The sequence below is a fragment of the Streptomonospora sp. PA3 genome (genome assembly GCF_009728995.1).
GTDB lineage: Bacteria > Actinomycetota > Actinomycetes > Streptosporangiales > Streptosporangiaceae > Streptomonospora.
Genome location: NZ_VTZW01000019.1, coordinates 389,193 through 415,356, shown reverse-complemented (window position 1 = coordinate 415,356; position 26,164 = coordinate 389,193). Strand labels below are relative to the sequence as shown.

Annotated in this window: 5 protein-coding genes; 4 read left to right on the top strand and 1 reads right to left on the bottom strand. The window is 78.0% G+C overall.

Annotation, left to right across the window (positions count from 1 at the left end):
* Positions 1 to 95: 95 nt before the first annotated feature.
* The 3 genes from FZ103_RS25910 to FZ103_RS21040 all read left to right on the top strand — a co-directional run bounded on the left by FZ103_RS25910 (position 96) and on the right by FZ103_RS21040 (position 23,644).
* Complete coding sequence (locus FZ103_RS25910) at positions 96 to 11,114, top strand: type I polyketide synthase (RefSeq protein WP_222936810.1); 11,019 nt, start codon at positions 96 to 98, stop codon at positions 11,112 to 11,114.
* Positions 11,115 to 11,211: 97 nt separating this feature from the next.
* Entirely contained in the window at positions 11,212 to 16,092 is a 4,881-nt protein-coding gene (locus tag FZ103_RS21045) for a type I polyketide synthase (protein WP_343233631.1), read from the top strand.
* A gap of 100 nt (positions 16,093 to 16,192) precedes the next feature.
* Positions 16,193 to 23,644, top strand: a complete 7,452-nt coding sequence (locus tag FZ103_RS21040; RefSeq protein WP_156003571.1) for a type I polyketide synthase — start codon at positions 16,193 to 16,195, stop codon at positions 23,642 to 23,644.
* Positions 23,645 to 23,758: 114 nt separating this feature from the next.
* Here FZ103_RS21040 and FZ103_RS21035 read toward each other — a convergent pair whose 3' ends face one another.
* Entirely contained in the window at positions 23,759 to 24,733 is a 975-nt protein-coding gene (locus FZ103_RS21035) for an EamA family transporter (protein ID WP_186356626.1), read from the bottom strand.
* Between the two features lie 209 nt (positions 24,734 to 24,942).
* Here FZ103_RS21035 and FZ103_RS21030 point away from each other — a divergent pair, with 209 nt between their 5' ends.
* Entirely contained in the window at positions 24,943 to 26,163 is a 1,221-nt protein-coding gene (locus tag FZ103_RS21030) for an arginine deiminase (RefSeq protein WP_156003570.1), read from the top strand.
* The last annotated feature ends 1 nt before the right edge of the window (position 26,164 follow it).

Here is a 26,164-nt window from a genome sequence, read left to right as displayed (position 1 = left end):
CGCATGCCACCGCCGACGCGCCTGTCCCGCGGCAGTCCGCCCGGCGCGCATGCGGCCAGGACATCCAACCGGTGAACGAGCAGGGGTGAGCCGACGTGACCCAGGACGACCGCGCCGCGGGCCGACCGCACTCCGATCGCCGCATCGCCGTGATCGGGATGTCCTGCCGTTTCCCCGGCGCCGACGATCCCCGCGCCTACCGGCGCCTGCTGCGCGACGGGCGCAGCGCCCTCACCCCGCCCCCGCCCGGGCGTGCCGCCGCGGCGCCCCGCCTCAACGGGGCCGTGCTCCCCGGCGGATTCGTCGACGCCGACGCCTTCGACCCCGAGCCCTTCGGCATCTCCCCGCGCGAGGCCGCCGCCATGGACCCCCGCCAGCGGCTCATGCTGGAACTCGTGTGGGAGGCCGCCGAGGACGCCCGCCTGCCCGCCGAGCGCCTGCGCGGTACCCGCACCGGCGTGTTCGCCGGCGCCATGGGCGACGACCACGCGGCCCGCACCCGCGCCGCCGGCACCCCCGCCGGCCACCACACCCTGACCGCCACCAGCCGGGCGGTCATCGCCAACCGCGTCTCCTACGCGCTGGGCCTGACCGGCCCCAGCATGGCGGTGGACACCGGGCAGTCCTCATCACTGGCGGCGGTCCACCTGGCTGTGGAGAGCCTGCGCCGCGGCGAGTCCGACCTGGCCGCCGCCGGCGGCGCGCACCTCAACGTCTCCGCCGTCGGCGCGGCCGGCGAGCAGGGTTTCGGCGCCCTCTCGCCCGGCGGCCGCTGCCGCACCTTCGACGCCCGCGCCGACGGATACGCGCGCGGCGAGGGCGGCGGCGTCGTGCTGCTCAAGCGGCTGGCCGACGCGCTGGCCGACGGCGACCGCGTCCACGCCGTGCTGCTGGGCGGTGCGGTCAACAACGACGGCGCCACCGCGGGACTGACGGCCCCCGGAGCCGGGGGGCAGGCCGACGTGCTCCGGCAGGCCTGCCGCGACGCCGGAGTCGACCCCGCCGAGGTCGGGTACGTGGAGCTGCACGGCACCGGAACGCCCGCCGGCGACCCCGTGGAGGCCGCGGCCCTGGGCGAGGTGCTCGGCGCACGGCGGCCCCCGGGCGCCCCCCTGCCGGTGGGATCGGCCAAAACCAACATCGGCCACCTCGGCGCCGCCGCCGGCGTCGCCGGCCTGATCAAGGCCGTCCTGGCGGTGAGCACGGGCGAACTGGTGCCCAGCCTCGGCTTCGAGCGCGAACACCCCCGGATCCCGCTGGCCCGGCTCGGGCTGGCTGTGCAGCGCACCACCGCCGACTGGCCCGCGGACGCCGGCCGGCGCATCGCGGGGGTCTCCTCCTTCGGCATGGGCGGCACCAACTGCCACCTGCTGGTGGCCGGACCCCCGGAGCCGCAGGGCCGCGGTGGCGAGGAGGCGCCGGCGCGGAGGGGGCGCGGGGCCGCCCCGCACGCCCGCGGGAACACGGCGAGTGGGTGGGCGGGGTGCGGCGCCGTCTGGACTGACGAGCGAGGGAGCGAGGAACGAGCGACCGAGCGAGGAGGGAAGACGGCGCGTCGAAGCGCCCCGCCCACCCGCGGGAAAGCAGGTGCGCACCTGCCCTTCGTGCTCTCGGCCGCCGGCGACGGCGCGCTGCGCGCCCAGGCCGGCCGGCTGCGCGAGCGCGTGGCCGCCGACCCCGATCTCGACCTGGCCGATCTCGGCGCGTCGCTTGCCACCACCAGGGCGGCGCTGGGCAGGCGTGCGGCGGTGGTCGCCGCCGACCGCGCGGACCTGCTCGCCGGGCTGGCGGCCGCAGAGTCCGGTGCGCGCCGCGCCGGCCTGCTGCGCGGCGCACCGCGCGGCGGCGCGCTCGCCGTGCTCTTCCCCGGGCAGGGCAGCCAGTACCCGGGCATGGGGCAGCGGCTGTATGCGCGGGAGCCGGTGTTCGCCTCGGCGCTGGAGGAGGTCTGCGCCGAACTGGACCCGCTGCTGCCGGGCCCGCTGCGCACGGTGATGTGGGCCCGCGAGCGCACCGAGGAGGCAGCGCTGCTGGACCGCACCGGCTGGACCCAGCCCGCGCTGTTCGCGGTGGGCGTGGCGCTGTACCGGCTCATCGAGTCGTGGGGAGTGCGGCCGGCGCTGGTGGCCGGGCACTCCATCGGCGAGGTGGCGGCCGCCCACGTCAGCGGCATGCTCACGCTCGCCGACGCCTGCGCGCTCGTGGCCGCGCGCGCCCGCGGGCTGGACGCGCTGCCGGGGGGCGGGGCCATGTTCGCCGCCCGCGCCGGCGCCGCCGAGGCCGCCGCGCTGATCGAGGAGGAGGGGGCCGCCCACGAGGTGGCGGTCGCGGCCGTGAACGGCCCGGATTCGGTCGTCCTCTCCGGTGCGGAGTCCGCCGCCTCCCGGATCGCCGCGCTGCTCGGCGAGCGCGGCCGCAGCACCCGGCGGCTGCGGGTCAGCCACGCCTTCCACTCGCCGCTGGTCGACCCGGCGCTGCCGGCGCTGCGGGAGGCGGCGCGCGGCCTGCGGGTGCGCTCCGGCGACGGGCCGGCGCTGGTGTCGGGGGTGACCGGGGATACGGTCGGGGCCGAGGACCTGGCAGACCCCGAGCACTGGGTGTGCCAGGCCCGGCAGGCGGTGCGCTTCGCCGACTGCCTGGCCGTGCTGCACGCGCGCGGAACCGGCGTCTACTGCGAACTGGGACCGGGCGGGACGCTGTCCGCGCTGGCGCGCGAGGCGGCCGAGGCGCGCGGCGACGGCGCGGCCGCGGCGGCCTTCGTCACCGGCCTGCGCCGCGGCGAGGAGGAGCGCGCGGCGGCCGAGTATCCGGCGGCGCTGCACGTCAACGGGGTCGGCATCGACTGGGGCGCGGTCTTCGGACCCGGCACCGCGCCGGTGGACCTGCCCACCTACGCGTTCCAGCGCAGGTCCTTCGCCCCGGAACCGCAGGAGGCGGCGGGCGCGGAGGCCGATGGCGGCGCCGGCCGGGGGCGCGCCGCCGCTGGAGCCGCAACCGAGGAGAGCGGCGGCGCGGCGCGCGGCGCCGGGGACCGGGCCGCCGAGGCGGTGGCGGGCGGCGCGGCCGACCGCCGCAGGCTGCGCGAGCTGGTGCTCTCCCACACCGCCGACGTGCTCGGCCACGGCTCGCCTGCCGACGTCGACACCGCGGCCGCCTTCCGCGATCTGGGGTTCGACTCGATCCTGGCCGTCGAGCTGCGCGACCGGCTCAGCGAGGCCACCGGCCTCCCGCTGCCCGCGACCCTGCTGTTCGACGCCCCCACGCCCGAGTCGCTGGTGCGGCGGCTGCACGCGGAGCGCGGCGGCTCCGCTGGGGCGACCGCGCCCGGCGCCGCGGTCCCGCGCGCGGACGCCGGCGCCGACGCCCGCGAGCCGRTSGCGATCGTGGGGATCGGGTGCCGGCTGCCGGGYGGSGTGGACTCGCCGGAGGSGYTGTGGSRGCTGGTGGAGTCGGGCGGCGACGCCACCTCGGAGTTCCCCGCCGACCGGGGATGGGACCTCGAGGAATTGTTCGACCCGCGGCCGGGCGTGCCGGGGCGCAGCTACGTGCGCCGCGGCGGGTTCCTGGCGGATGCGGCGGGGTTCGACGCGGGGTTCTTCGGGATTTCGCCGCGCGAGGCGCTGGCGATGGATCCGCAGCAGCGGGTGCTGCTGGAGACGGTGTGGGAGGCGCTGGAGCGGGCCGGGCTGCGCCCCGCCGATCTGCGCGGCGCCCGGGTCGGCGTGTTCGCGGGCGCCACGGCGCAGGACTACGGGCCGCGCATGCACGAGCCCGCCGCCGGCACCGAGGGCCATCTGCTGACGGGGCAGACGGGCGGCGTGGTCTCGGGCCGGGTCGCCTACACCCTGGGGTTGCGCGGGCCGGCGGTCACCGTTGACACGGCGTGTTCGTCGTCGCTGGTGGCGCTGCACCAGGCGGTGCAGGCGCTGCGGCGCGGCGAGTGCGACGCCGCGCTGGCCGGCGGGGTCGCGGTGATGGCCACACCGGGCATGTTCACCGAGTTCAGCGCGCAGCAGGGGCTCGCCCCCGACGGCCGGTGCAAGCCCTACGCGGCCGCGGCCGACGGCACCGCCTGGGGCGAGGGGGCCGGGGTGGTGGTGCTGGAGCGGCTCTCCGACGCGGTCGCGCGCGGGCGCTGCGTGTGGGGGGTGGTTCGCGGTTCGGCGGTGGGTTCGGACGGGGCGAGCAACGGGTTGTCGGCGCCCAGCGGGGCGGCGCAGGAGGCGGTGATCCGGGCGGCATTGGCCGATGCGGGGATCGCGGCCGGCCGTGTGGGGGTGGTCGAGGGGCACGGGACCGGCACGGTGCTGGGCGATCCGATCGAGGCGGGGGCGCTGGGCGCGGTCTACGGGCGTGCGGGCGGTGCCGGCGGGGTGGTCGTGGGGTCGGTGAAGGCCAACATCGCCCATGTGCAGGCGGCCGCGGGGGTGGCCGGGCTGGTGGCGCTGGTAGGGGTCCTGGGCCGCGGTGTGGTCCCGCCGCTGCTGGGCGCCGCCGGCGGGCTCTCCGAGCTGGTCGACTGGGAGGGGCTGGGCCTGGGTGCGGTCGCCGACGGGCCGTGTTCCTGGAAGGGCGTGGACGGCCGCCGGATCGGCGGGGTGTCCTCGTTCGGGATCAGCGGCACCAACGCCCACGCCATCGTCGAGGAGCCGCCCCGCGAGCACGCCTACGACTTCACCGCCCTTCCGAATCCCTCCGCGACGTCCCGGAGCCGCCTCCTCGGCGGCCTCACCGCCCCGCCCGAATCCGCACGGGCGGCCGCCCGCCGACCCGAGTCCTCCGCCGCCCGTGCCAACGGAGGAAGCATCCAGCCCGAAACCCGGCCGAAGGGACCGCAACCCGCACCGGGCGGCGGGGGCGGCGCCGAGCCGGGAGCCACGACGGGAACCGCGGCAGCGGAAGGGCCGGCAGCGGTCGGCGCTTCGCTCGGCCGTCCGCGCGGCGTGGTCGGCGGTGCCGGTCCGGCGGCGTTCGCCGGTCATCGTGCGGCGCGCGCTGATCGGGACGGGGATTCTCCGGCGCGGTCGCAGTCCGGAACCGCTGGCGGGGCCGATTCGGCAGCGTCCGGAACACCGGCGGGCAGCGGCGCCGATCACAGCGCGCGAGCGGGTGCCCCGGCGGAGCCGGGTGGCGGAACGGGAGCCGAAACCCCAACCGGAATCGGCCAGACACACGCGACCGCGCCGGGAGCTTCGCCGGTGCCGGGCGGACGCGGCGGTGAGGTGCCCGAATGGCCGGCCGGCGGTTCCGTGGGCCGAAAGGACCGGGACGGCGATTCACCGGTTCGGCCGGAGCCCGCGTCCGGCGGCGCTGCTCGGAGCGGTCGAGCGGGTGCGGACGCAGCGCCCGATGTCCCGGCGGAAGCGGCAGCTGCGGCGGCAGACTGCTTTTCGGACACCGCACTGCCGCAAGGCGCACCCGAATCACCGTCCGAACCGGGTCGCGCCGCCTCGGCGGCGGGACCCGGGCGGGTGTCGCCGCTGCCGGCGCTGGAAGCGTTTCCGGAGAGGGGACCGGCCGGAGCCGGGAGCACGGCCGACGTGTGCGGCGGTTCCGCCGCCGGGACGGCTCCGTCGCCGGCGGTGGAGGCGGGCGGCCGGGCGGACGAGGCCGCCGATCCGGCGGGACCGCCCCTGCGGACCGGTCCGGTGCCCTGGATCGTCTCCGGCGCCGTGGAGGAGGCCCTGCGCGGCCAGGCGGCGCGGTTGCGTTCCGCGCTGCAGTCCGCCTCCGGCCCCGGGCGCCCGCGGGACGTCGCCGTCGCCCTGGCGGCCGAGCGCACCCACTTCGAGTACCGCGCCGTCGTGCTCGCCCGCGAGCACGACGGGCTGCTGGAGGGACTGGCGGCCGTGGCGCGCGGGCGGGCGCACGCCGCCGATGCGCACCTGGTGCGCGGGAGCGCCGACCTGCAGGGCGGGCCGGTCCTGGTCTTCGGCGGCCAGGGCTCGCAGTGGCCGGGCATGGGCGCCGAGCTGCTGGAGTCCTCGCCGGTGTTCCGCCGGCGCTTCGGCGAGTGCGCACAGGCGCTGGCGCGACACGTCAACTACTCGCCCGAGGCCGTGCTGCGCGGTGAGGCGGCGGCCCCCGGCCTGGAGCGGGTCGACGTCGTCCAACCGGTGCTGTGGGCCGTGATGGTGTCACTGGCCGCGGTGTGGCGCTCGGTCGGCGTGGAACCCGCCGCCGTCGTGGGCCACTCCCAGGGCGAGGTCGCCGCGGCGTGTGTCGCGGGCGCACTCGGCCTGGAGGACGCGGCCGCGGTGGTCGCCCTGCGCAGCCGCGCCGTGGCCGAGCTGGTGGGCGGCGGCGCGATGGCCTCTGTGGGGGAGTCCGCCGAGCGCGCGGCACTCCGTCCGGCCGTGCGAGACGGCCGCGCCCACATCGCCGCCCTCAACGGCCCCGAGGCCACCGTCGTGGCCGGCGACCCCGGCGCCGTGGCCGAGGTCGTCGCCGAGGCCGCCTCCGAAGGTGTGCGCGCCCGCACGATCGACGTCGACTACGCTTCGCACACGCCGCATGTGGAGGCCGCCCGCGCGCGCATCGCCGAGGAGCTCGCCGGCATCACCCCCCGCCGCGCCGACGTCCCCTTCTTCTCCGCGGTCACCGGCGGCGAACTCGACGGCACCGCCCTCGGCGCCGACTACTGGTACGCCAACCTGCGCGAACCCGTGCGGTTCGGCCCCGCGGTGCGGGCCCTGGCCCGGTCCGGGCACGGCCTGTTCATCGAGGGCGGGCCGCATCCCGTACTCACCGCCGCCATCGAGGACACGCTCGCCCAGGCCGGTGCCGACGGCGCCGCGCTGGGAACGCTGCGCCGCGACGACGGGAGCGCCGACCGGCTGCTGACGTCCATCGCCGAGGCGTTCGTGCGCGGCGCGCCCGTCGACTGGAGCAGACTGCTGCCCCGGCAGCGCATCCGGCGGGTCGCGCTGCCGACCTATCCCTTCCAGCGGCGCCGCTACTGGCTGGAGGCGCCGCGCGCCGGCGCCGACCCGGCCCGGCTGGGGCAGGCGGAGGCCGGCCATCCGCTGCTGGGTGCGGCGGTGGACCTGCCCGACGGCCGGGCGGTGTGCACCGGACGCCTCTCGCTTGGCGACCAGCCCTGGCTGGCCGACCACGCCGTGGCCGGCCGGGTCCTGCTGGCCGGGGCGGCGCTGGCCGAGCTGGTCCTGGCCGCGGGCCGCCGCGCCGGGTGCCGCGCGGTGGAGGAGCTGGTGCTGACCGAGCCGCTCGTGCTGCCGGAGGCCGCAGCGGGCGGGGCGGTCGACATCCAGGTCGTGCTGGAGGAACCCGATGGCGAGGACCACCGCGGCTGCGCGGTCTACTCCCGGCCCGCCCGCAGCGGGCAGCCGTGGCTGCGGCACGCGAGCGGCATACTCGCCGGACCGTCCGCTCAGGACACCCGCGCCGGCGCAGCACCCGTTGCAGCGGGGGAGTGGCCGCCGCCCGGTGCCCGCCCCGCCGATCCCGCCGGTGCCTACGCGCGCCTTGCCGAGCGCGGCTACGAGTACGGGCCCGCGTTCCAGGGCCTGACCGCGCTGTGGCGGCGCGGCACCGATGTCTTCGCCGAGGTGTCGCTGCCCGAGCGGCAGCGCGCGGCGGCCGACTCCTTCGGGCTGCACCCCGTTCTGCTGGACGCGGCCCTGCACGCCTGGCTCGCCGCCGCCCCCGACGAGGGCCCGCTGCTGCCGCACACCTTCGCCGGGCTTCGCACGCACGCCTCCGGCGCCGCCGACCTGCGAGTGCACCTGCGCCCCGACGGCAGCGGGGGCGTGTCGCTCACCCTCACCGACCCCGCCGGCGCTCCGGTGGCAGATGCCGACCGGCTGGTGCTGCGCCCGATACCGGACACGCCCGCCTCCGCCCGCGCCGACCTGCACACGCTCGACTGGCCGGAGGCGGACGACCTCCCCGAGCCGTGCCGCGGCCGGTGGGCGTTCATCGGAGCCGCCGGCTCCCCGGCCCTCCCGAGGCCGGCGGAGAACGACGGCGGTGCCGCCGGCCGTTCCGCACCCGATGGAGCCGACCGAGGTGCGCGATCGACACTGGTGCCGCCCGAGCGCAGCGAGGCGGCGGCCGCGGCCGGGACGGGGGAGAGCGGGCCCTCGGCCGGGGAGGAGCGCCGTTCCGTGCGGGGCGGTCGGTCGAGCTCGGCAGGGCGCGTGCCGGCGGCGGCCCAGCGCGCCGACGCCGGCGGCGACGGGGGCGGCGGTGCTGCCGGCCGTCCGCAGGCGCAGGGCGGAGCGGAGCCGGCCGAGCGCGCCGGCCGGGCCGGGGCAGTGGACGCCGGCGCTTCGCGTGCGTCCGAAGACGCCCTCGGCCGCGAGGCGGACGACGGTGCCGGCTCGTGCGCGGAGGACGTCGGCTACCCCGACCTCGACGCGCTGGTGCGCGACGTCGACTCCGGTGCCGCCGTGCCCGACGCGGTCGTGTGGGCCTGCCCGGACGGCGGCGGGGACCCCCGTCAGGCGGCTCGGACGACCGCCCGGCGGGTGCTGGCGGCCCTCCAGCGGTGGATCGCCGATGAGCGCTTCGCTGACAGCCGGCTGTTCGTGGTCACCCGGCACGCCGCCGCGGTCGTGCCGCAGGACCGGCTCGACGGGCTCGCGCAGGCACCGGCGTGGGGCCTGCTGCGCTCCGCGCAGGCCGAGCATCCCGGCCGGTTCGTCCTGGTCGACGACGACGGCGCCGCACCGCTCGCGCCGCTGCTGCGCCGCGTGGCCGCCACCGGTGAACCGCAGGCCGCCCTGCGCGGCGGGCGCGTGCACACGCTGCGCCTCGCGCAGGCGCCGCCCCCGCACACCCCCGACCCGCCCGGGGAGCGCTGGCACCTCGGCGTCTCCGCGCCCGGCTCCCTGGACAACGTCGTGCCGCACCCGGCGCCGCACGCCGCCGCACCGCTGGAGCCGGGCCGCGTGCGCATCGCCGTGCGCGCCGCCGGGCTGAACTTCCGCGACGCGGTCGTGGCGCTCGGGCTGCTCGACGGCGAGCGCGGGATGGGCATCGAGGGCGCGGGCGTGGTGACCGAGGTCGGTCCCGAGGTCACCGGCGTCGCGGTGGGCGACCGGGTCATGGGCCTGTTCGACGCGGCGCTGGGCCCTGTCGCCGTCGCCGACCACCGCCGGATCGCCCCCGTCCCGCGCGGTTGGACCTTCGAGCGCGCCGCCGCCGTTCCCGTGGCCTACCTGACGGCCTACCACGGCCTGGTCGACCTGGCCGGGCTGCGCCCCGGCGAGTCGGTGCTGGTGCACGCGGCCGCCGGCGGGGTCGGCACGGCCGCCGTCGCACTCGCCCGGCACCTGGGCGCCGAGGTCTACGCCACCGCCTCCCCCGGCAAGTGGCCGCTGCTGCGCGCGATGGGTGTGGACGGCTCCCGCCTGGCGTCCTCGCGCACCACCGGGTTCGCCGCCGCGTTCGGCCGGCTCTCGGCCGAGCGGGGCGGGGTGGACGTCGTCCTCAACGCGCTGGCCGGCGACCTCGTCGACGCATCGCTGGAGCTGCTGGCCCCGGGCGGCCGCTTCCTGGAGATGGGCAAGACCGACCTGCGCGACCCGGCGCGGGTGGCCGCCGAGCACCCCGGCGTCTCCTACCTGCCGTTCAACCTACCCGACGTGCCCGCCGAGCGGATCGGGCGGATGCTCGGCGACGTCGTGGCGCTGCTGGAGCGCGGCGCCCTGGGCGAGCCCCCTCCCGTGCGCCGCCGCCCGCTGCGCGACGCGCCGGCGGCACTGCGCGACCTGCAGCAGGGAGCCACCGTCGGCAAGACGGTCCTCGTCCCGCCGCGCCCTCTGGATCCCGACGGCACCGTCCTGATCACCGGGGGAACCGGAACCCTGGGCGCCGCCGTCGCCCGCCACCTGGTCGCCGAGCACGGCGCGCGCCGGCTCCTGCTGACCGGGCGCAGCGGGCCCATGGCGGCCGGCACGGCCGAGGCGATGGCCGAGCTGACCGCCCTGGGCGCCGACGTGGAGGTGCGGGCGTGCGACGCCGCCGACCGCGCCGCCGTGGCCGCGCTGCTGGCGGCGATCCCCCCGGACCGCCCGCTGACGGCCGTGGTGCACGCGGCGGGCGTGCTGGAGGACGCCACCCTCGTCGCGCTGACGCCCGAGCAGCTGGACCGCGTCATGGCGGCCAAGGTCGACGGCGCCTGGCACCTGCACGAACTGACCGCCGGGCACGACCTGTCGGCGTTCCTGCTGTTCTCCTCGGCGGTGGGCGTCCTCGGCGGAGCCGGGCAGGCCAACTACGCCGCCGCCAACGCCTTCCTGGACGGCCTCGCCCAGTACCGCACGGCCCGCGGCCTGCCCGCCGCGTCGCTGTCGTGGGGGTTGTGGGCGCAGCGCAGCGGCATGACCGGCCGGCTGAGCGAGACCGACCTGGCCCGGATGCGCCGCGCGGGGCTGGAGCCGATGGGCACCCGGCAGGCCCTCGGCCTGCTCGACACCGCACTGGCCCTGGACCGCCCGCACCTGATCCCGGCCCGGCTGAGCGCGCGGCGCGGCGGGGCGGACCAGGACCCGCGCATCGCGGCCCCTCTTCCGCCGGCCGCCCGCGCCGCCGCTCCGTCCCGGGCCGGAGCCGCGCCGGCGGCCGCCGGCCTGCCCGCCGACCCCGACGACCGGCGCGCCGCCCTGCTGGAGCTCGTCCGCGAGCACGCCGCCGCCGTCCTCGGCCTCTCCTCGCCCACCGCTCTGCGGCCCGGCCGCCAGCTCACCGAGGCCGGCATCGACTCCCTCACCGCCGTCGAACTGCGCAACCGGCTCAACGCCGCCACGGGCCTGCGGCTGCCCGCGACCGTGCTGTTCGACCATCCCACCCCCGACGCGCTCGCGGCGATGCTGGCCGCCCGACTGGAGCCCGAGTCCGGCGGGGCGCCGTCCGGAGGCCGAGAGGACGGGCAGGACGGCGTGCGCGAGGAACTGCTGCGCGCGGTGCGCGAGGCCCCGCTCGCCCGGCTGCGCCAAAGCGGGCTGCTGGAGGCCCTGCGCGGCCTCGCCGACGATCCGCTCCCCGCCGGCACGGCCGCGCCGCAGGGCGGACCGGCCATCGACGGGATGAGCCTGGACGCCCTGGTCGACCTGGCGCTGACCGACGACGAATCCCCCGACTCCCGCTGATCCCCCCGCACACGAAAGGCCGCCATGACCGCGTCCAGCACCGGCTCGCGCTCGCAGCAGCCCGAGTCCGACCGCGTCGTCACCGCACTGCGAGCTGGTGGAGTCGGGCGGCGACGCGACGTCGGAGTTCCCGGCCGACCGGGGGTGGGATGTGGAGGCGCTGTATGACCCCACGTTGCGGCGTGCGGGGACGTCGTATGTGCGCCGGGGCGGGTTTCTGGCGGATGCGGCGGGGTTCGATGCGGGGTTTTTCGGGATTTCGCCGCGGGAGGCGCTGGCGATGGATCCGCAGCAGCGGGTGCTGCTGGAGACGGTGTGGGAGGCGCTGGAGCGGGCGGGGATCGATGCGGAGTCCCTGCGGGGCAGCGCCACCGGCACGTTCATCGGCGCGATCGCCCAAGAGTACGGGCCGCGGATGTACCAGGCCGCCGAGGAGACGGCCGGCTACGCCCTGACCGGGTCCATGTCCAGCGTGGTCTCGGGCCGGGTCGCCTACACCCTGGGGTTGCGCGGGCCGGCGGTCACCGTGGACACGGCGTGTTCGTCGTCGCTGGTGGCGCTGCACCAGGCGGTGCAGGCGCTGCGGCGCGGCGAGTGCGGCCTGGCCCTGGCCGGCGGAGTCACGGTGCTGGGCTCGCCCGGCGTGTTCGTGGAGTTCTCGCGCCAGGGCGGTCTCTCGCGCGACGGGCGGTGCCGGTCCTTCGGCGCGAAGGCCGATGGGACCGGGTTCGGCGAGGGTGCCGGGGTGGTGGTGCTGGAGCGGCTCTCCGACGCCCTGGAGCGGGGGCACCGGGTGTGGGGCGTGGTCCGGGGTTCGGCGGTGGGTTCGGACGGGGCGAGCAACGGGTTGTCGGCGCCCAGCGGGGCGGCGCAGGAGGCGGTGATCCGGGCGGCGCTGGCTGATGCGCGGGTGGATCCCGGCCGTGTGGGGGTGGTCGAGGGGCACGGGACCGGCACGGTGCTGGGCGATCCGATCGAGGCGGGGGCGCTGGGCGCGGTCTACGGGCGTGCGGGCGGCGGCAGCGGGGTGATCGTGGGGTCGGTGAAGGCCAACATCGCCCATGTGCAGGCGGCCGCCGGGGTGGCCGGGCTGATCTCGCTGGTGGGCATCCTCGGCCGCGGTGTGGTCCCGCCGCTGCTGGGCGCCGCCGGCGGGCTCTCCGAGCTGGTCGACTGGGACGGATCGGGCCTGGAAGTGGTCGCCGAGGGGCCGCGGACCTGGGATGGGGTGGCGGGCCGCCGGATCGGCGGGGTGTCCTCGTTCGGGATCAGCGGCACCAATGCCCACGCCATCATCGAGGAGACTCCCGAAGGCGCCGTGCGCCCGCGCGCCCTCGCCCGAACGGCCCCCGCACCGCGAACCGGCGCCTCCGACGCCTCCGAGGCATGCGCCCGCACCGCCGCGGACAGCGGCGGCGCTCCGCCCTGGCCGCTGTCCGGGCATACCCCGCACGGGCTGCGCGCCCAGGCCGCGCGCCTGCACGAGCACCTGCTGGACCACCCCGAGGCCGGCGCGGCCGACGTCGGCCGCGCCCTGGCCGTCTCCCGCACCCACCTCGACCACCGCGCCGTCGTGCTCGGCACCGACCGCGACGACCGCCTCGCGGGCCTGGCGGCGCTGGCCCGCGGCGAAACCCCGCCCAACGCGGTGCGCGGACGCGGCGGAGCCCCCGGCAAGACGGTGTTCGTCTTCCCCGGCCAGGGCGCGCAGTGGCCCGGAATGGCCGCCGAGCTGCTGGCGGACTCGGCCGTGTTCCGCGAGCGCATCGCCGAATGCGAGGCCGCGCTGGCGCCGCACGTCGACTGGTCGCTGAGTGCGGTGCTGCGCGGCGCGCCCGGCGCGCCCGGCGCGCCCGGCCTCGACCGCGTCGACGTGGTCCAGCCCGCGCTGTGGGCGGTGATGGTCGCGCTGGCCGGGCTGTGGCGGGCCTGCGGGGTGCGTCCCGACGCCGTGGTGGGCCACTCCCAGGGCGAGGTCGCCGCCGCGCACGTCGCCGGCGCGCTCTGCCTGGAGGACGCCGCCCGGGTGGCGGCGCTGCGCAGCAGGGCCGTGCACGCGCTCGCCGGCGAGGGCGCCATGGCCCAGATACCGCTGCCCGCCGACCGCGTGCGCACGTTGATCGCGGGCCGGGCCGGAGGCGGCGGCCGCGGCGTCTGCGTCGCCGCCGTCAACGGCCCGGCCTCCACCGTCGTCAGCGGAGAGCGCGCGGCGGTGCGGCGGCTGGTCGAGGAGACCGCCGCGAGCGGGGTGCGGGCGCGCATGATCGCCGTCGACTACGCCTCGCACTCGGCGCACATGGAGGCGCTGCGGTCCGCCGTCCTGGCCGACCTCGACGGCATCTCCTCGCACCGGCCCCGCATCCCCTTCCACTCCACGGTCACCGGCCGCCCCGTCGGCGAAGGCGACCTCGACGCCGAATACTGGTACGCCAACCTGCGCCGTCCCGTCGAGTTCGCCGCGGCCGTGCGCACCCTGGCCGAGAACGACCACGGCCTGTTCCTGGAGATGAGCCCCCACCCGGTGCTGGCCATGGCCGTCGAGCAGACCGCCGAGGAGGCGGCCGAGCACTCCGCCGCCGACGGAGAGGCCCCGCCCCGCGCCGCCGTGGTGGGCTCGCTGCGCCGCGACGACGGCGGGTGGCCGCGCTTCGCGGCGTCAGTGGCCGAGGCCTACGCCCACGGCGCCGCCGTCGACTGGAGCGCCGTCTACGCCGGCCATCCGCCCTCCCCGGTGGAGCTGCCCACCTACGCGTTCCAGCGCACCCGCTACTGGCTGGCCCCCCGCCCCGAGCCCGCCGCCGCGGCGGGCGCCGAGCCCGGAACCGGCGCCGCGCACGAGCGGTTCTGGGCGGCCGTCGCCGACGGCGACGCCGACTCCCTGGCCGCGGTCCTGGGCACGTCCCCCGAACCGGTGCACGCCCTCATGCCCGCACTGGCCGACTGGCACCGCCGCGGGCGCCGCCGCGCCGCCCTGGACTCCCTGTGCTACCGCGACCGGTGGGTGCCCGCCTGCGAGGCGCCGGCCCCGCCCGGCGCGGGCCGGTGGCTCGTACTGCTCGAACCCGCCGGCTCCACCGATCCGGCGCGGGCCTGGTACGACGCGCTGGCGGCCCGCGGCATGGACGTCGTACCCTTGGAACTGAAGCGCGCCGAAGCCGACCGCGCCTCCCTGGGCGCCCTGCTGCGCGAAAACGGCGCCGCCGCCGACGGCGCAGCGGGCGTGCTGTGCCTGCTCACCCTCGACGCGCGCGGGCAGGACGCGGCGGCCGCCTCGGCGGCGGGGCCCGCGCTCGCCGCCGCTGTGCTGCAGGCGATGGAGGACGCCGGCGTCGACGCCCCGCTGTGGTGCGCCACCCAGGGCGCGGTCTCCACGGGTGAGGACGACCCGCTGCGCACCCCCGCGCAGGCGCCGGTGTGGGGACTGGGCCGGGTCGCCGCCCAGGAGTACCCCCGGCGCTGGGGCGGGCTGGTCGACCTGCCCGCCCGCCCCGACCGGGCCACGGCCGCGCTGCTGCACACGGTGCTGTGCGCTCCCGGCCGCGAGGACCAGCTCGCCGTGCGGGCCGCCGGCGTCCGCGCCCGCCGCCTCGTCCGCGCGCCCGCGCCCGCGGCCCGCTCCCCGTGGCGGCCCGCCGGCACCGTGCTGATCACCGGCGGCACCGGCGCCCTCGGCGCGCACACCGCCCGCTACCTGGCCGGGCGCGGCGGGCCGCACCTGCACCTGCTGCTGGCGGGCCGGCGCGGCCCCGACGCGCCCGGAGCCGCGGCGCTCGCCGCCGACCTGCGCGCCACCGGCACCGGCGTCACCCTCGCCGCCTGCGACGTCGCCGACCGCTCGGCACTGGAGCACCTGCTGGCGTCCGTGCCGGCCGAGCACCCGCTGAGCGCGGTCGTGCACACCGCGGCCGTCCTCGACGACGCCCCCATCGCCGATCTCGGTGCCGCGCGCATGGAGGCCGCGATGGCCACCAAGGCGGGCGCGGCCCGCCACCTCCACGAGCTGACCGCCGACACCCCGCTGTCGGCGTTCCTGCTCTACTCCTCGGTGTCAGGCATGCTCGGCGTCGCCGGCCACGGCAACTACGCCCCCGCCAACGCCTACCTCGACGCGCTCGCGCGCCACCGCCGCGCCGCGGGACTGCCCGCCACGTCCCTGGCCTGGGGCGCCTGGGACGGCGCGGGCATGGCCGGACGCGGCGACGTCGCCGCCCTGCTGCGCCGGCACGGCATGCCGGGCATGCCGCCCGAGAACGCCGCCGCCGCCCTCGACGCGGCGTTCACCGGCGATGCCCCCGCGGCCTTCGCGGTGGCCGACATCGACTGGCGGCGCTTCGCCGTCGCGTTCACCGCCGCGCGCGCCGGCACGCTGCTCGACGACCTGCCCGACGCGCGCCGGGCCGCCGGCGGCGCGGCGCCCGACGCCTCCGCGGCCGGCGCCGACCCCGCTGCCGACCTGCGGCGGCGCCTCGCCGCTGCCGCACCGCCCGAGCGCACCCGGATGCTCCGCGCGCTGGTGCGCGAGCACGTCGCGGCCACCCTGGGCCACGACTCGCCCGCGGCCGTCGACGAGGCGCGGCCCTTCACCGACCTCGGCCTGGACTCGGTGATGGCCGTGGACCTGCGCAACCGCCTGAGCGCGGCCACCGGGCTGCGGCTGCCCGCCGCACTGGCCTTCGACCACCCGACCGCGGCCGCCGCGGCCGCCCACCTGGGCAGCCGCCTCGGCTCCGGCGACGACCCGGCCCGGCCGCCCGAGGACGGCTCCGGTCCGGGGGAGGCCGAACTGGCGGCCCTGGAGGCGCTGCTGCCCACCCTCGACCCCGGCGACCCGCGGCGGTCGGGTATCGCACATCGGCTGCGCGCCCTGGCGAGCGCGGCCGCACCGGCCCCGGCACCCGCGGCCGCGGACCCCTCTCTGCACGACGCGACCCCCGACGAGCTCTTCGCGCTGATCGACGACGAACTCGGCGACGGGTGAGCCCGACCGCCCGGAACCCCCGCCCGCCGACCATCCCCGCCGACCGGCACCCGGCCGCACCGCCGCGGACGCCGGCCCGACACCGACCCCTGGGGCAGTGATGACCGAGCGCACCGACAACGAGCAGAAGCTCCTCGACTACCTCAAGCGCGTCACCGCCGACCTGCGCGAGACGCGGCGCGAGCTGGTGGAGTCGGGCGGCGACGCGACGTCGGAGTTCCCGGCCGACCGGGGGTGGGATGTGGAGGCGCTGTATGACCCCACGTTGCGGCGTGCGGGGACGTCGTATGTGCGCCGGGGCGGGTTTCTGGCGGATGCGGCGGGGTTCGATGCGGGGTTTTTCGGGATTTCGCCGCGGGAGGCGCTGGCGATGGATCCGCAGCAGCGGGTGCTGCTGGAGACGGTGTGGGAGGCGCTGGAGCGGGCGGGGATCGATGCGGAGTCCCTGCGGGGCAGCGCCACCGGCACGTTCATCGGCGCCACCAGCAGCGACTACCTCACCGCCACCAGCCGGTGGCCGCAGGAGACCGAAGGCTACGTGCTCACCGGCAACGCCTCCAGCGTGGTCTCCGGGCGGATCTCCTACACCCTGGGCCTGCGCGGGCCGGCGGTCACCGTGGACACGGCGTGCTCGTCGTCGCTGGTGGCGCTGCACCAGGCGGTGCAGGCGCTGCGGCGCGGCGAGTGCGACGCCGCCCTGGCCGGCGGGGTGTCCGTCGCCTCCTCGCCCAGCGTCTTCATCGAGTACTCCCGCCAGGGCGGCCTCTCGCGCGACGGCCGGTGCCGGTCCTTCGGCGCGAAGGCCGACGGGACCGGGTTCGGCGAGGGTGCCGGGGTGGTGGTGCTGGAGCGGCTCTCCGACGCCCTCGACCGCGGACACTGCGTGTGGGGCGTCATCCGCGGTTCGGCGGTGGGTTCGGACGGGGCGAGCAACGGGTTGTCGGCGCCCAGCGGGGCGGCGCAGGAGGCGGTGATCCGGGCGGCGCTGGCCGACGCCGGTATCACGGCCGAGCGCGTGGGCGTGGTCGAGGGCCACGGGACCGGCACGGTGCTGGGCGATCCGATCGAGGCCGGGGCGCTGGGCGCGGTCTACGGGCGGCCGGGCGGCGGCAGCGGCGTGGTCGTGGGGTCGGTGAAGGCCAACATCGCCCATGTGCAGGCGGCCGCCGGGGTCGCCGGGCTGGTGGCGCTGGTGGGCATCCTCGGCCGCGGTGTGGTCCCGCCGCTGCTGGGCGCCGCCGACGGGGTCTCCGCGATGATCGACTGGGAGGCACTCGGGATCGGCGTCGTCGCCGGCGGCTCCCGCGCCTGGTCGGGCGTAGGCGGCCCGCGCGCCGGCGGGGTGTCCTCGTTCGGGATCAGCGGCACCAACGCCCACGCCATCGTCGAGGAGCCGCCCCGCGAGCACGCCTACGACTTCACCGCACTCTCGGACTCCTCCGGCGCGAAGCAGGGCCGGCTGCTCGGCGGCCTCGACGCCCCCGGCGCCTGGCCGCACGGCCGGACGGCTCCGGCCGCCCCGGCCGGGGGCCGGCGCCCGACCGCGCGGCTCGGTCCCCGCCCGGCCCCATCGGCTCCGGCCGCCCTGCCCGCAAACGGGGCCGGCAGCGCCGTTCTTCTGCCCCTGAGCGCCCGCAGCCCGCGGGCCCTCCGCGAGCAGGCCGGACGCCTGCGGGCGCACCTGCTCGCACGGCCCGCGACCGGCCCGGCCGAGACGGGCTACTCCCTGGGCGCCACGCGCGCCCACTTCGAGCACCGCGCCGCGGTGCTGGGTGCCGACCGCGGCGACCATCTGGCCGGCCTGGCGGCCCTCGCGGCAGGCGAGAGCGCGCCCGCGGTCCTGCGCGGCACCGCCGCGGCGGCGGGCGAGAGCACCGCCACCGTGTTCGCGTTCCCCGGGCAGGGTGCGCAGTGGCCCGGAATGGCCGCCGAGCTGCTGGAGTCCTCTCCGGTCTTTCGCGAACACATCGCCGCGTGCGAGGCCGCACTCGCGCCGCACACCGACTGGTCGCTGCGTGCGGTGCTGCGCGGCGAGCCCGGCGCGCCCGACACCGCCCGCGTCGACGTGCTGCAGCCCGTGCTGTTCGCGGTGATGGTGGCCCTGGCGGGACTGTGGCGGGCCTGCGGGGTGCACCCCGACGCCGTGGTGGGCCACTCCCAGGGCGAGATCGCCGCCGCACACGTCGCCGGCGCCCTCACCCTGGAGGACGCCGCCCGCGTCGTGGCGCTGCGCAGCCGCCTGGCGGCCCCGCTGGTGGCGACCACGGGGCTGGTGTCGCTGGCACTGCCCGCCGCGGAGGCCGAGACGCTGCTGCGCCCCTGGCAGGGGCGGCTGGGCGTCGGCGCCGTCAACAGCCCGGAGTCGGTCGTGGTCTCCGGAGAACAGGGCGCCCTCGACGAACTCCTCGCCGCCTGCGAACGCGAGGGCGTCCAGGCCCGGCCGGTCGCCTCCGCGTTCGCATCGCACTCCGCGCAGATGGAGGTGCTACGGGAGCCCTTCACCGAGGCAGTCTCCTCGATCGCCCCCCGCGCCGGCGGCACCTCGTTCCACTCCACCGTCGAGGGCGCCGCCCTCGACGGCGCCCGCCTGGATGCCGGCTACTGGTACGCTAACCTCCGCCGCCCCGTGCTCTTCGAGCAGACCGTCCGCCGCATCGCCGAAGCCGGCCGGGCGCTGTTCATCGAGGTCAGCCCGCACCCCGTGCTGGCCGGGCCGCTCGCGCGCACCCTGGAGACCGCCCCCGGCGACGGCGCGGCCCAGCGCGTGGTCGCCACCCTGCGCCGCGGTGAAGGCGGCCCGGACCGCTTCACGGCCGCCCTGGCCACCGCCTACTGCCACGGCGCCGCGCCCGACTGGGACGCCGTCTTCGCCGGGCGCGCAGCGGGCGCCGCCCATCTGCCCACCTACCCCTTCCAGCACCGCCGCTACTGGGCGGCGGCCGAGGACGCCGACCCGTCGGCGGCGGGCCTGGGCGCCGAAACCCATCTGCTGCTGAGCGCGGCCGTGCCCCAGGCCGGGGGAGAGGCGTTCCTGCTGACCGGCGAGCTTTCGGTGCACCGGCTGCCGTGGCTGGCCGACCACGCCCTTGGCGACACCCCCCTGCTGCCCGCCGCGGCGCTGGCCGAGCTCGCGCTGCACGCCGGTGAGCGCGCGGGCTGCCCGCACCTGGCCGAACTGGCCATGCACACACCCCTGCGCCTGCCCGCGACCGGCGGCCTGCAACTGCAGGTGAGCGTCGGCGAACCCGGCGGCGACCGCTCCCGCACGGTACGGGTGCACGCCCGCCCGCGCGGCGCCGCGGACGACGGCGGCCCCGACGGGCGGCCGTGGACGCTGCACGCCCAAGGCCGGGTGGCGCCCGAGCACTCCCGCGGCCCCGCAGACGACGCCTTCGCCGCGCCCGCCGCCTGGCCCCCGCCCGGCGCCGCGGAGATCCCCCTGGAGGACGCCTATGCGCGCATGGCCGAACGCGGCTACGTCTACGGCCCGGCGTTTCGCGGGCTGCAGGCCGCCTGGCGCCTGGGGGACCGGCTCTACGCCGAGGTCGTGCTGCCCCGGGACCGCCGCGCCGAGGCCGCGCGCTCGGGCATCCACCCCGCGCTGCTCGACGCGGCGCTGCACCCGCTGCTGCTGGACGGCGCCGCCGCGACCGCATCGGAGGACCGCGGGCAGGCGGCGGCCCCGCGGCTGCCGTTCAGCTGGGAGGGGGTGCGGCTGCACGCCGAAGGCGCCACCGCCCTGCGCGTGCGCATCACCCCGTTGGGCGGCGGCGCGTACGCCGTCGACGCGGCCGACCCCCAGGGCGCCCCGGTGGTCGAGGTCGACGCGCTGACCGCCCGCCCTCTGGCCTCCGGCGCGCCCGCCGGGCCCTCCGCCCACCGCTCGCTGTTCGCGGTGGACTGGGTGCCGGTGGCCGCACCGCCGCGCCCGGTACCGCCCTCCGCCTGGGCGGTGCTGGGCGGCGCCGCCGCGGACGGCCTCGCCCCCGGCGGCGCGGCCCACCACCCCGATCCGGCGTCCCTGGCCGCCTCCGTCGACGCCGGCGCGCCGGTGCCCGAGCTGGTCGTGCACCGGCCCGCGCCGCCGGACGCCGACGCCGACTCCGCCCGCACCGCGGTCGCCCGCACCCTCGCCGTGATCCGGGACTGGCTCGCCGACGACCGGTTCGCCGCCGCCAGGCTCGCCGTGGTCACCGGTGGTGCGGTGCCCGCCGGCCCGGCGGCCGGCGCACCCCTGGACGACCTGGCCGGCGCCGCGCTGTGGGGGCTGCTGCGCTCGGCGCAGAGCGAGCACCCCGGCCGGTTCGCGCTCATCGACCTGGACCCCGGCCCGCCGACCGCCGATCGGTCCGCCGAGGCGGGGGCCGGCCCCCGCGCCGGGGTGACCGCGGTGCAGGACGCTCCGGCCGCACCGGCGCCTGCCCGCGCGTCCGGCGGCGCCGCTCCCGCGCCCCTCGCCGACGCGGTCGCGGGCGCCCTGGCCGAGGGCGAGGACCAGCTGGCCGTCCGCACCGGCGCGCTGTACGCCCCCCGCCTCGCCGAAGCGGCCGCGGAGGGGCGGGTGCTCCCGCCGCCGGGCGGAGAGCCGTGGCGGCTCGAACCCGCGGGCGACGGCACAGTGCGGCTGGTCGCGGTGCCCAACCCGGCGGCCGCCCGGCCGCTGGAGGCCGGCCAGGTGCGGGTCGCCGTGCGCGCGGCCGGGCTGAACTTCCACGACGTGCTGCTGGCCCTGGGCGTCTTCCCCGCCGAGTACGACTTCGGCTGCGAGTGCGCCGGAGTCGTCGTCGAGACCGGCCCCGGCGTCACCGACCTCGCTCCGGGCGACCGCGTCATGGGCATGATGTACGGCGCCTTCGGCACGGTGGGCGTCGCCGACCGCCGCATGCTCGCGCGCGTCCCCCGCGGCTGGAGCGACACCCGAGCCGCGTCCGCCCCCATCGCCTACCTGACCGCCTACCACGCGCTCGTGGATATGGCCGGCCTGCGCCCCGGCGAGCGGCTGTTGGTGCACTCGGCTGCGGGCGGGGTCGGCACCGCCGCCGTGTACCTCGCCCGCCACCTGGGCGCCGAGGTCTACGGCACGGCGAGCCGCGCCAAGCAGCCCGTGCTGCGCGAGCTCGGGCTGCCCGCCCAAGCCGTCGCCGACTCGCGCAGCCTCGACTACGAGGAGCGCTTCCGCCGCGCGACCGGCGGCGCAGGCGTCGACGTCGTGCTCAACGCGCTCACCGGCGCCCACATCGACGCCTCGCTGCGCCTGCTCGCACCGGGCGGGCGCTTCGTCGAGATCGGCAAGGCCGAGGTCCGCGACGCCGCCGAGGTCGCCGCCGCCCACCCCGGCATCGCCTACCGCGCCTTCCACCTCGACGAGGTGGACCCCGACCGCATCCAGCGGATGCTCGCCGAGATCCTGGAGCTGTTCGACCGCGGCGCGCTGCACCACCCGCCCGCCACCACCTGGCCGGTGCACCGCGCCCAGGAGGCCTTCCGGTTCCTCCAGCAGGGGCGCAACGTCGGCAAAGCCGTGCTGCGCCTGCCCCGGCCGATCGATGCGGGCGGCACGGTGCTGATCACCGGCGGCACCGGGCGGCTGGGCGCGCTCACCGCCCGCCACCTGGTGCGGCGCCACAACGCCGGCCGGCTGCTGCTGGTCAGCCGCCGGGGCCCGGACGCACCCGGCGCCGCCGCCCTGGCCGCGGAGCTGACCGGCCTGGGCGCCGAGGTGGACGTGCGCGCCTGCGACGCGGCCGACCGCGGCGCCCTCGCCGAGCTGATCGGGCACATCCCCGCCGACCGCCCCCTCACCGCCGTCGTGCACGCCGCCGGCGCCCTGGAGGACGGCGTCGTCGGGTCCCTCACCCCCGAGCAGACCGGCGCCGCGCTCGCCGCCAAGGCCGACGCCGCCTGGAACCTGCACCTGCTCACCCGCGACCGCGACCTGGCGGCCTTCGTCCTGTACTCCTCGGCCGCGGGCGTGCTCGGCGCGTCCGGGCAGGCCGCCTACGCCGCCGCCAACGCCTTCCTCGACGCGCTCGCCGCCCACCGCGGCGCCGCCGGGCTACCCGCGACCTCGCTGTCGTGGGGCCTGTGGGCCGACCGCAGCGAACTGACCGCCGGGCTCGCCGCATCCGACGTCGCCCGGATGAACCGCCAGGGCATGGGCGCGCCGCTGGAGACCGGGCAGGCCCTGGAGCTGCTCGACACCGCCCTGGCCACCGGCGAGCCGCACCTGGTGGCGATGCCCCTCGACCGGCCGGGGCTGCGCGAACAGGCCGGGCGGACGGGAGTCCTCGCCCCGCTCTTCCGCGGCCTCGTGCGCCCGCCCCGGCGCAGCGCCGCCGCTGCCTCGCAAACCGCAGGCGCCGCAGACACGGCGGAGACGCTGCCGCGCGACCTCGCCGACCGCCCCGAGGCGGAGCGCACCCGCATCCTGCTGGATGCGGTGCGCGGACACGCCGCCGAGGTGCTCGGGTATGCCGATCCCGCGGCGATCGGCGAGCAGCGGCGCTTCCTGGAGCTGGGGGTCGACTCCCTCACCGCGGTCGAGCTGCGCAACCGCCTCGCCGCGGCCGTGGGCATGCCGCTGCCGGCCGGCCTGGTGTTCAGCCGCGCCACGCCCGCCGAACTGGCCGACCACCTGCGCGGCATGCTCGACGAGCGGCGGACCCCGGCGTCCTCCGCCGGCTCGCGGAGGGCCGAGGGGCGCGACGCGCCGCCCGGCCGCGGCGACGACAGCATCGTCGCCCTCTTCCGACGCGCGTGCGAGACCGGCCGGGCCGAGGACGGCGTGCGCATGCTGCGCGCCGCCGCGCGCCTGCGCCCGTCGTTCGCCACTTCCGAGGAGCGCGGCGCCGCGCCGCCTCCGCTGCGGATGGCCGAGGGCGGCAGGCCGCCCCGGCTGGTGTGCTTCCCGTCGCTGGTGATGATCTCCGGCGCCCACGAGTACGCCCGCTTCGCCGCGGCGCTGCGCGGCGGCCACGAGGTGACGGTACTGCCGCACCCCGGATTCGCCTCGGAGCAGCCGTTGCCGGGCACGGTCGCCGCCGCCGCCGAGGCCCACGCCCGCACCGTGCTTCAGGTGTGCGGCGACGAGCCCTGCGTTCTCGTCGGCCGCTCCTCGGGCGGGTGGATCGCCCAGGCGGTGGCCGAGCTGCTGGAGCGGCGCGACCGGGGCCCCGCCGGACTGGTGCTGCTGGACACCCCGGTGCCCGACGAGGCCGCACTGCTCCCCCTGATCGGCGGCGGCATCCTGGACCGCGACCGCGAGCTCGGCCTGACCGACGCCGCCCGCGCCACGGCCATGGGCTGCTACCTGGAGCTGTTCGCGCAGTGGTCGCCGCAGAAGACCGCCGCCCCCGCGGCGCAGGTGCGCCCGGCCGACCCGGTCGCCGACGCGCAGGGCACCGCGGACGCGGGGCTGTGGCGCTTCACCTGGCCGCTCCCGCACGACACCGTCGAGGTCCCCGGCGATCACCTCACCATGATGGAGGACAGCGCCCACCAGACCGCCGCCGCCGTGAAGCGGTGGCTGCGCGCGGCCGTGCGCGCCGACTGAGCCGCACCGCCGGGCGGGAAGGCGTGACCGGCGCCGGCGTGCCGCCGAACGCATGTGCTGGCACCCCGGCGGCTCGCCGCCCGGCCGATGCCGGCGGTTCCGGGACCCGGCGGTTCAGTCCGGGCCCGGTTCCGGGGCCTCGGCGGTGCGGGAGCCGGCGCGCGGGGGCCGCTTCGGCTCGGCGGGGCGGCGGGTGGCGCCGACGCTGGCGGCGACCACGCAGGCGATCGCCAGCCACTGCCACAGCGACAGGAACTCGCCGAGCAGCACCAGCCCCACCAGCGCCGCGGCCGCCGGCTCCAGGCTCATCAGGATTCCGAAGACCCGGGGCGGCATGCGCCGCAGCGCCTGCATCTCCAGGGTGTAGGGCACCACCGACGACAGCAGGCCGATCCCCAGCCCGATCAGCAGCACCCACGGGTCGAGCAGCGCCGAACCGCCGGCGGCCACCCCCGCCGGAGCGACGAGCAGGGTTCCGGCGACGCTGGCCAGCGCCAGCCCCGACATGCCCGAGAACCGCCGCCCGGTCGCGGCGCTGAGCAGGATGTAGCCGGCCCAGGCCGCCCCCGCCAGCAGCGCGAACAGCACTCCCGCCGCGGTGACCGTCCCGTCGCTGCGGCCCAGCAGCACCACGCCCGTCCCCGCCAGCAGCACCCACAGCAGGTCGATCCTGCGCCGCGACCCGATCAGCGCCACCGAGAGCGGCCCCAGGAACTCGATGGTGACCGCGATGCCCAGCGGAATGCGCGCGAACGACTGGTAGATCGCGAAGTTCATGGTCGCCAGGCACGCGCCGAAGCCCAGGGCCACCATCCAGTCGGCGCGCGAGCGGCCGCGCAGCGCCGGGCGGGCCAGCGCCAGCAGCACCACCGCCGAGGTCAGCAGCCGCAGCCACACCACCGCGCTGGGCGGCAGCACCGCGAACAGCCGGCTGGCGATGCCCGCACCCGCCTGCACCGACAGGATGCCCACGAGCACGAACCAGGTCGGCGGGATCGACTCGCCCGCGGCCCGCAGCACGCCCGTCCCACTGGGCAGGCGTGCCCAGATAGGGCCACCGGATGAATCAGCCGCCGCGTTCGCGCTCACGGGCGACCATCCTATGCAGCCCGCCGCCGCGCCCGCAGGCGGCCCGGACCGGGCCCGCCCGGCATGCGGCGGCCCCACCGAGGTTTCGCACACCCGGATGCACGGAATGCTCACGTGCACCGCGCAAGGCGCGATTCCTGGAAAGCGCGGAAAGCACAGGGAGCGCGGGATACGCGGCGAACGAGGCGGACAGGCGAAACGAGGAGCCCATGGCGTTTTCGGTGACCTCTGAGGTGGGACGGCTGCGGCAGGTCATCGTGCACCGTCCCGGCCTGGAGCTGAGCCGGCTGACCCCCTCCAACAACGACGCGCTGCTCTTCGACGACGTGCTCTGGGCCGAACGGGCGCGCGAGGAGCACGACGCCTTCACCGCGCTGCTGCGCGCCCGCGGCGTGCGGGTGCACCTCTTCGGCGAGCTGCTGGAGGAGGTCCTGGCCCTGCCGGAAGCCCGCGCCTACGTCCTCGACTGCATCTGGGACCAGCGGTTCTTCGGCCCCATGGCCGTCGACGCGCTGCGCTCGGTCTTCGAGTCCATGGACCCCGCGGCCCTGAGCCGGTACCTCGTCGGCGGCATCACCAAGCGCGAGTTGCTGGAGCGCGCCGAGGAGCCCCGATCGGTGTGGTTCCACACCCTCGGCCTGGACGACTTCGTGCTGACCCCCCTGCCCAACCACCTGTTCACCCGCGACACCTCCTGCTGGATCGGCGGCGGCGTGTCCGTCAACGCCATGCGCAAGAAGGCGCGGCGCCGCGAGACCATCCACTATGAGGCCGTCTACCGCTGGCACCCCCTCTTCGCCGACGCCGCGTTCGAGGTGTGGAACCCCGGCCACGCCTGGGGGCCCGCCACCATCGAGGGCGGCGACGTCATGCCGATCGGCAACGGGTCGGTGCTGGTGGGCCTGAGCGAGCGCACCCAGCCCCAGGCCGTGGAGATGCTCGCCCACGAGCTGTTCGCCCGCGGCGGCGCCGAGCGGCTGCTGGGCCTGTGGATGCCCAAGGCGCGCGCCATCATGCACCTGGACACGGTCATGACCTGCGTGGACCGCGGTGTCTTCACCAAGTACGCGGGCCTGGGCATGCTGCCCTCCTACCTGATCGAGCCCGGAGACACCGACAAGGAGCTCAAGGTCACCGACAACCCGCCCGAGCGCATGCACGCCGCGATCGCCGAGGCGGCCGGGCTCGACGAGATCACCGTCATCACCCCGACCCAGGACGTGTTCTCCGCCGAGCGCGAGCAGTGGGACGACGGCTGCAACGTCTTCGCACTGGAGCCCGGGGTGGTGGTCGCCTACGAGCGCAACGCCGCTTCAAACGCCTACCTGCGCGAGCACGGCGTGGAGGTGCTGGAGGTCAGCGGCAGCGAGCTGGGGCGGGGCCGCGGCGGACCGCACTGCATGACCTGCCCGCTGGAGCGGGAGGAGTAGG

Bases quoted from the DNA above. Each gene is read 5' to 3' on its own strand.
- FZ103_RS21040 (WP_156003571.1), top strand. From the start codon at position 16,193: ATGACCGAGCGCACCGACAACGAGCAGAAGCTCCTCGACTACCTCAAG.
- FZ103_RS21030 (WP_156003570.1), top strand. From the start codon at position 24,943: ATGGCGTTTTCGGTGACCTCTGAGGTGGGACGGCTGCGGCAGGTCATC.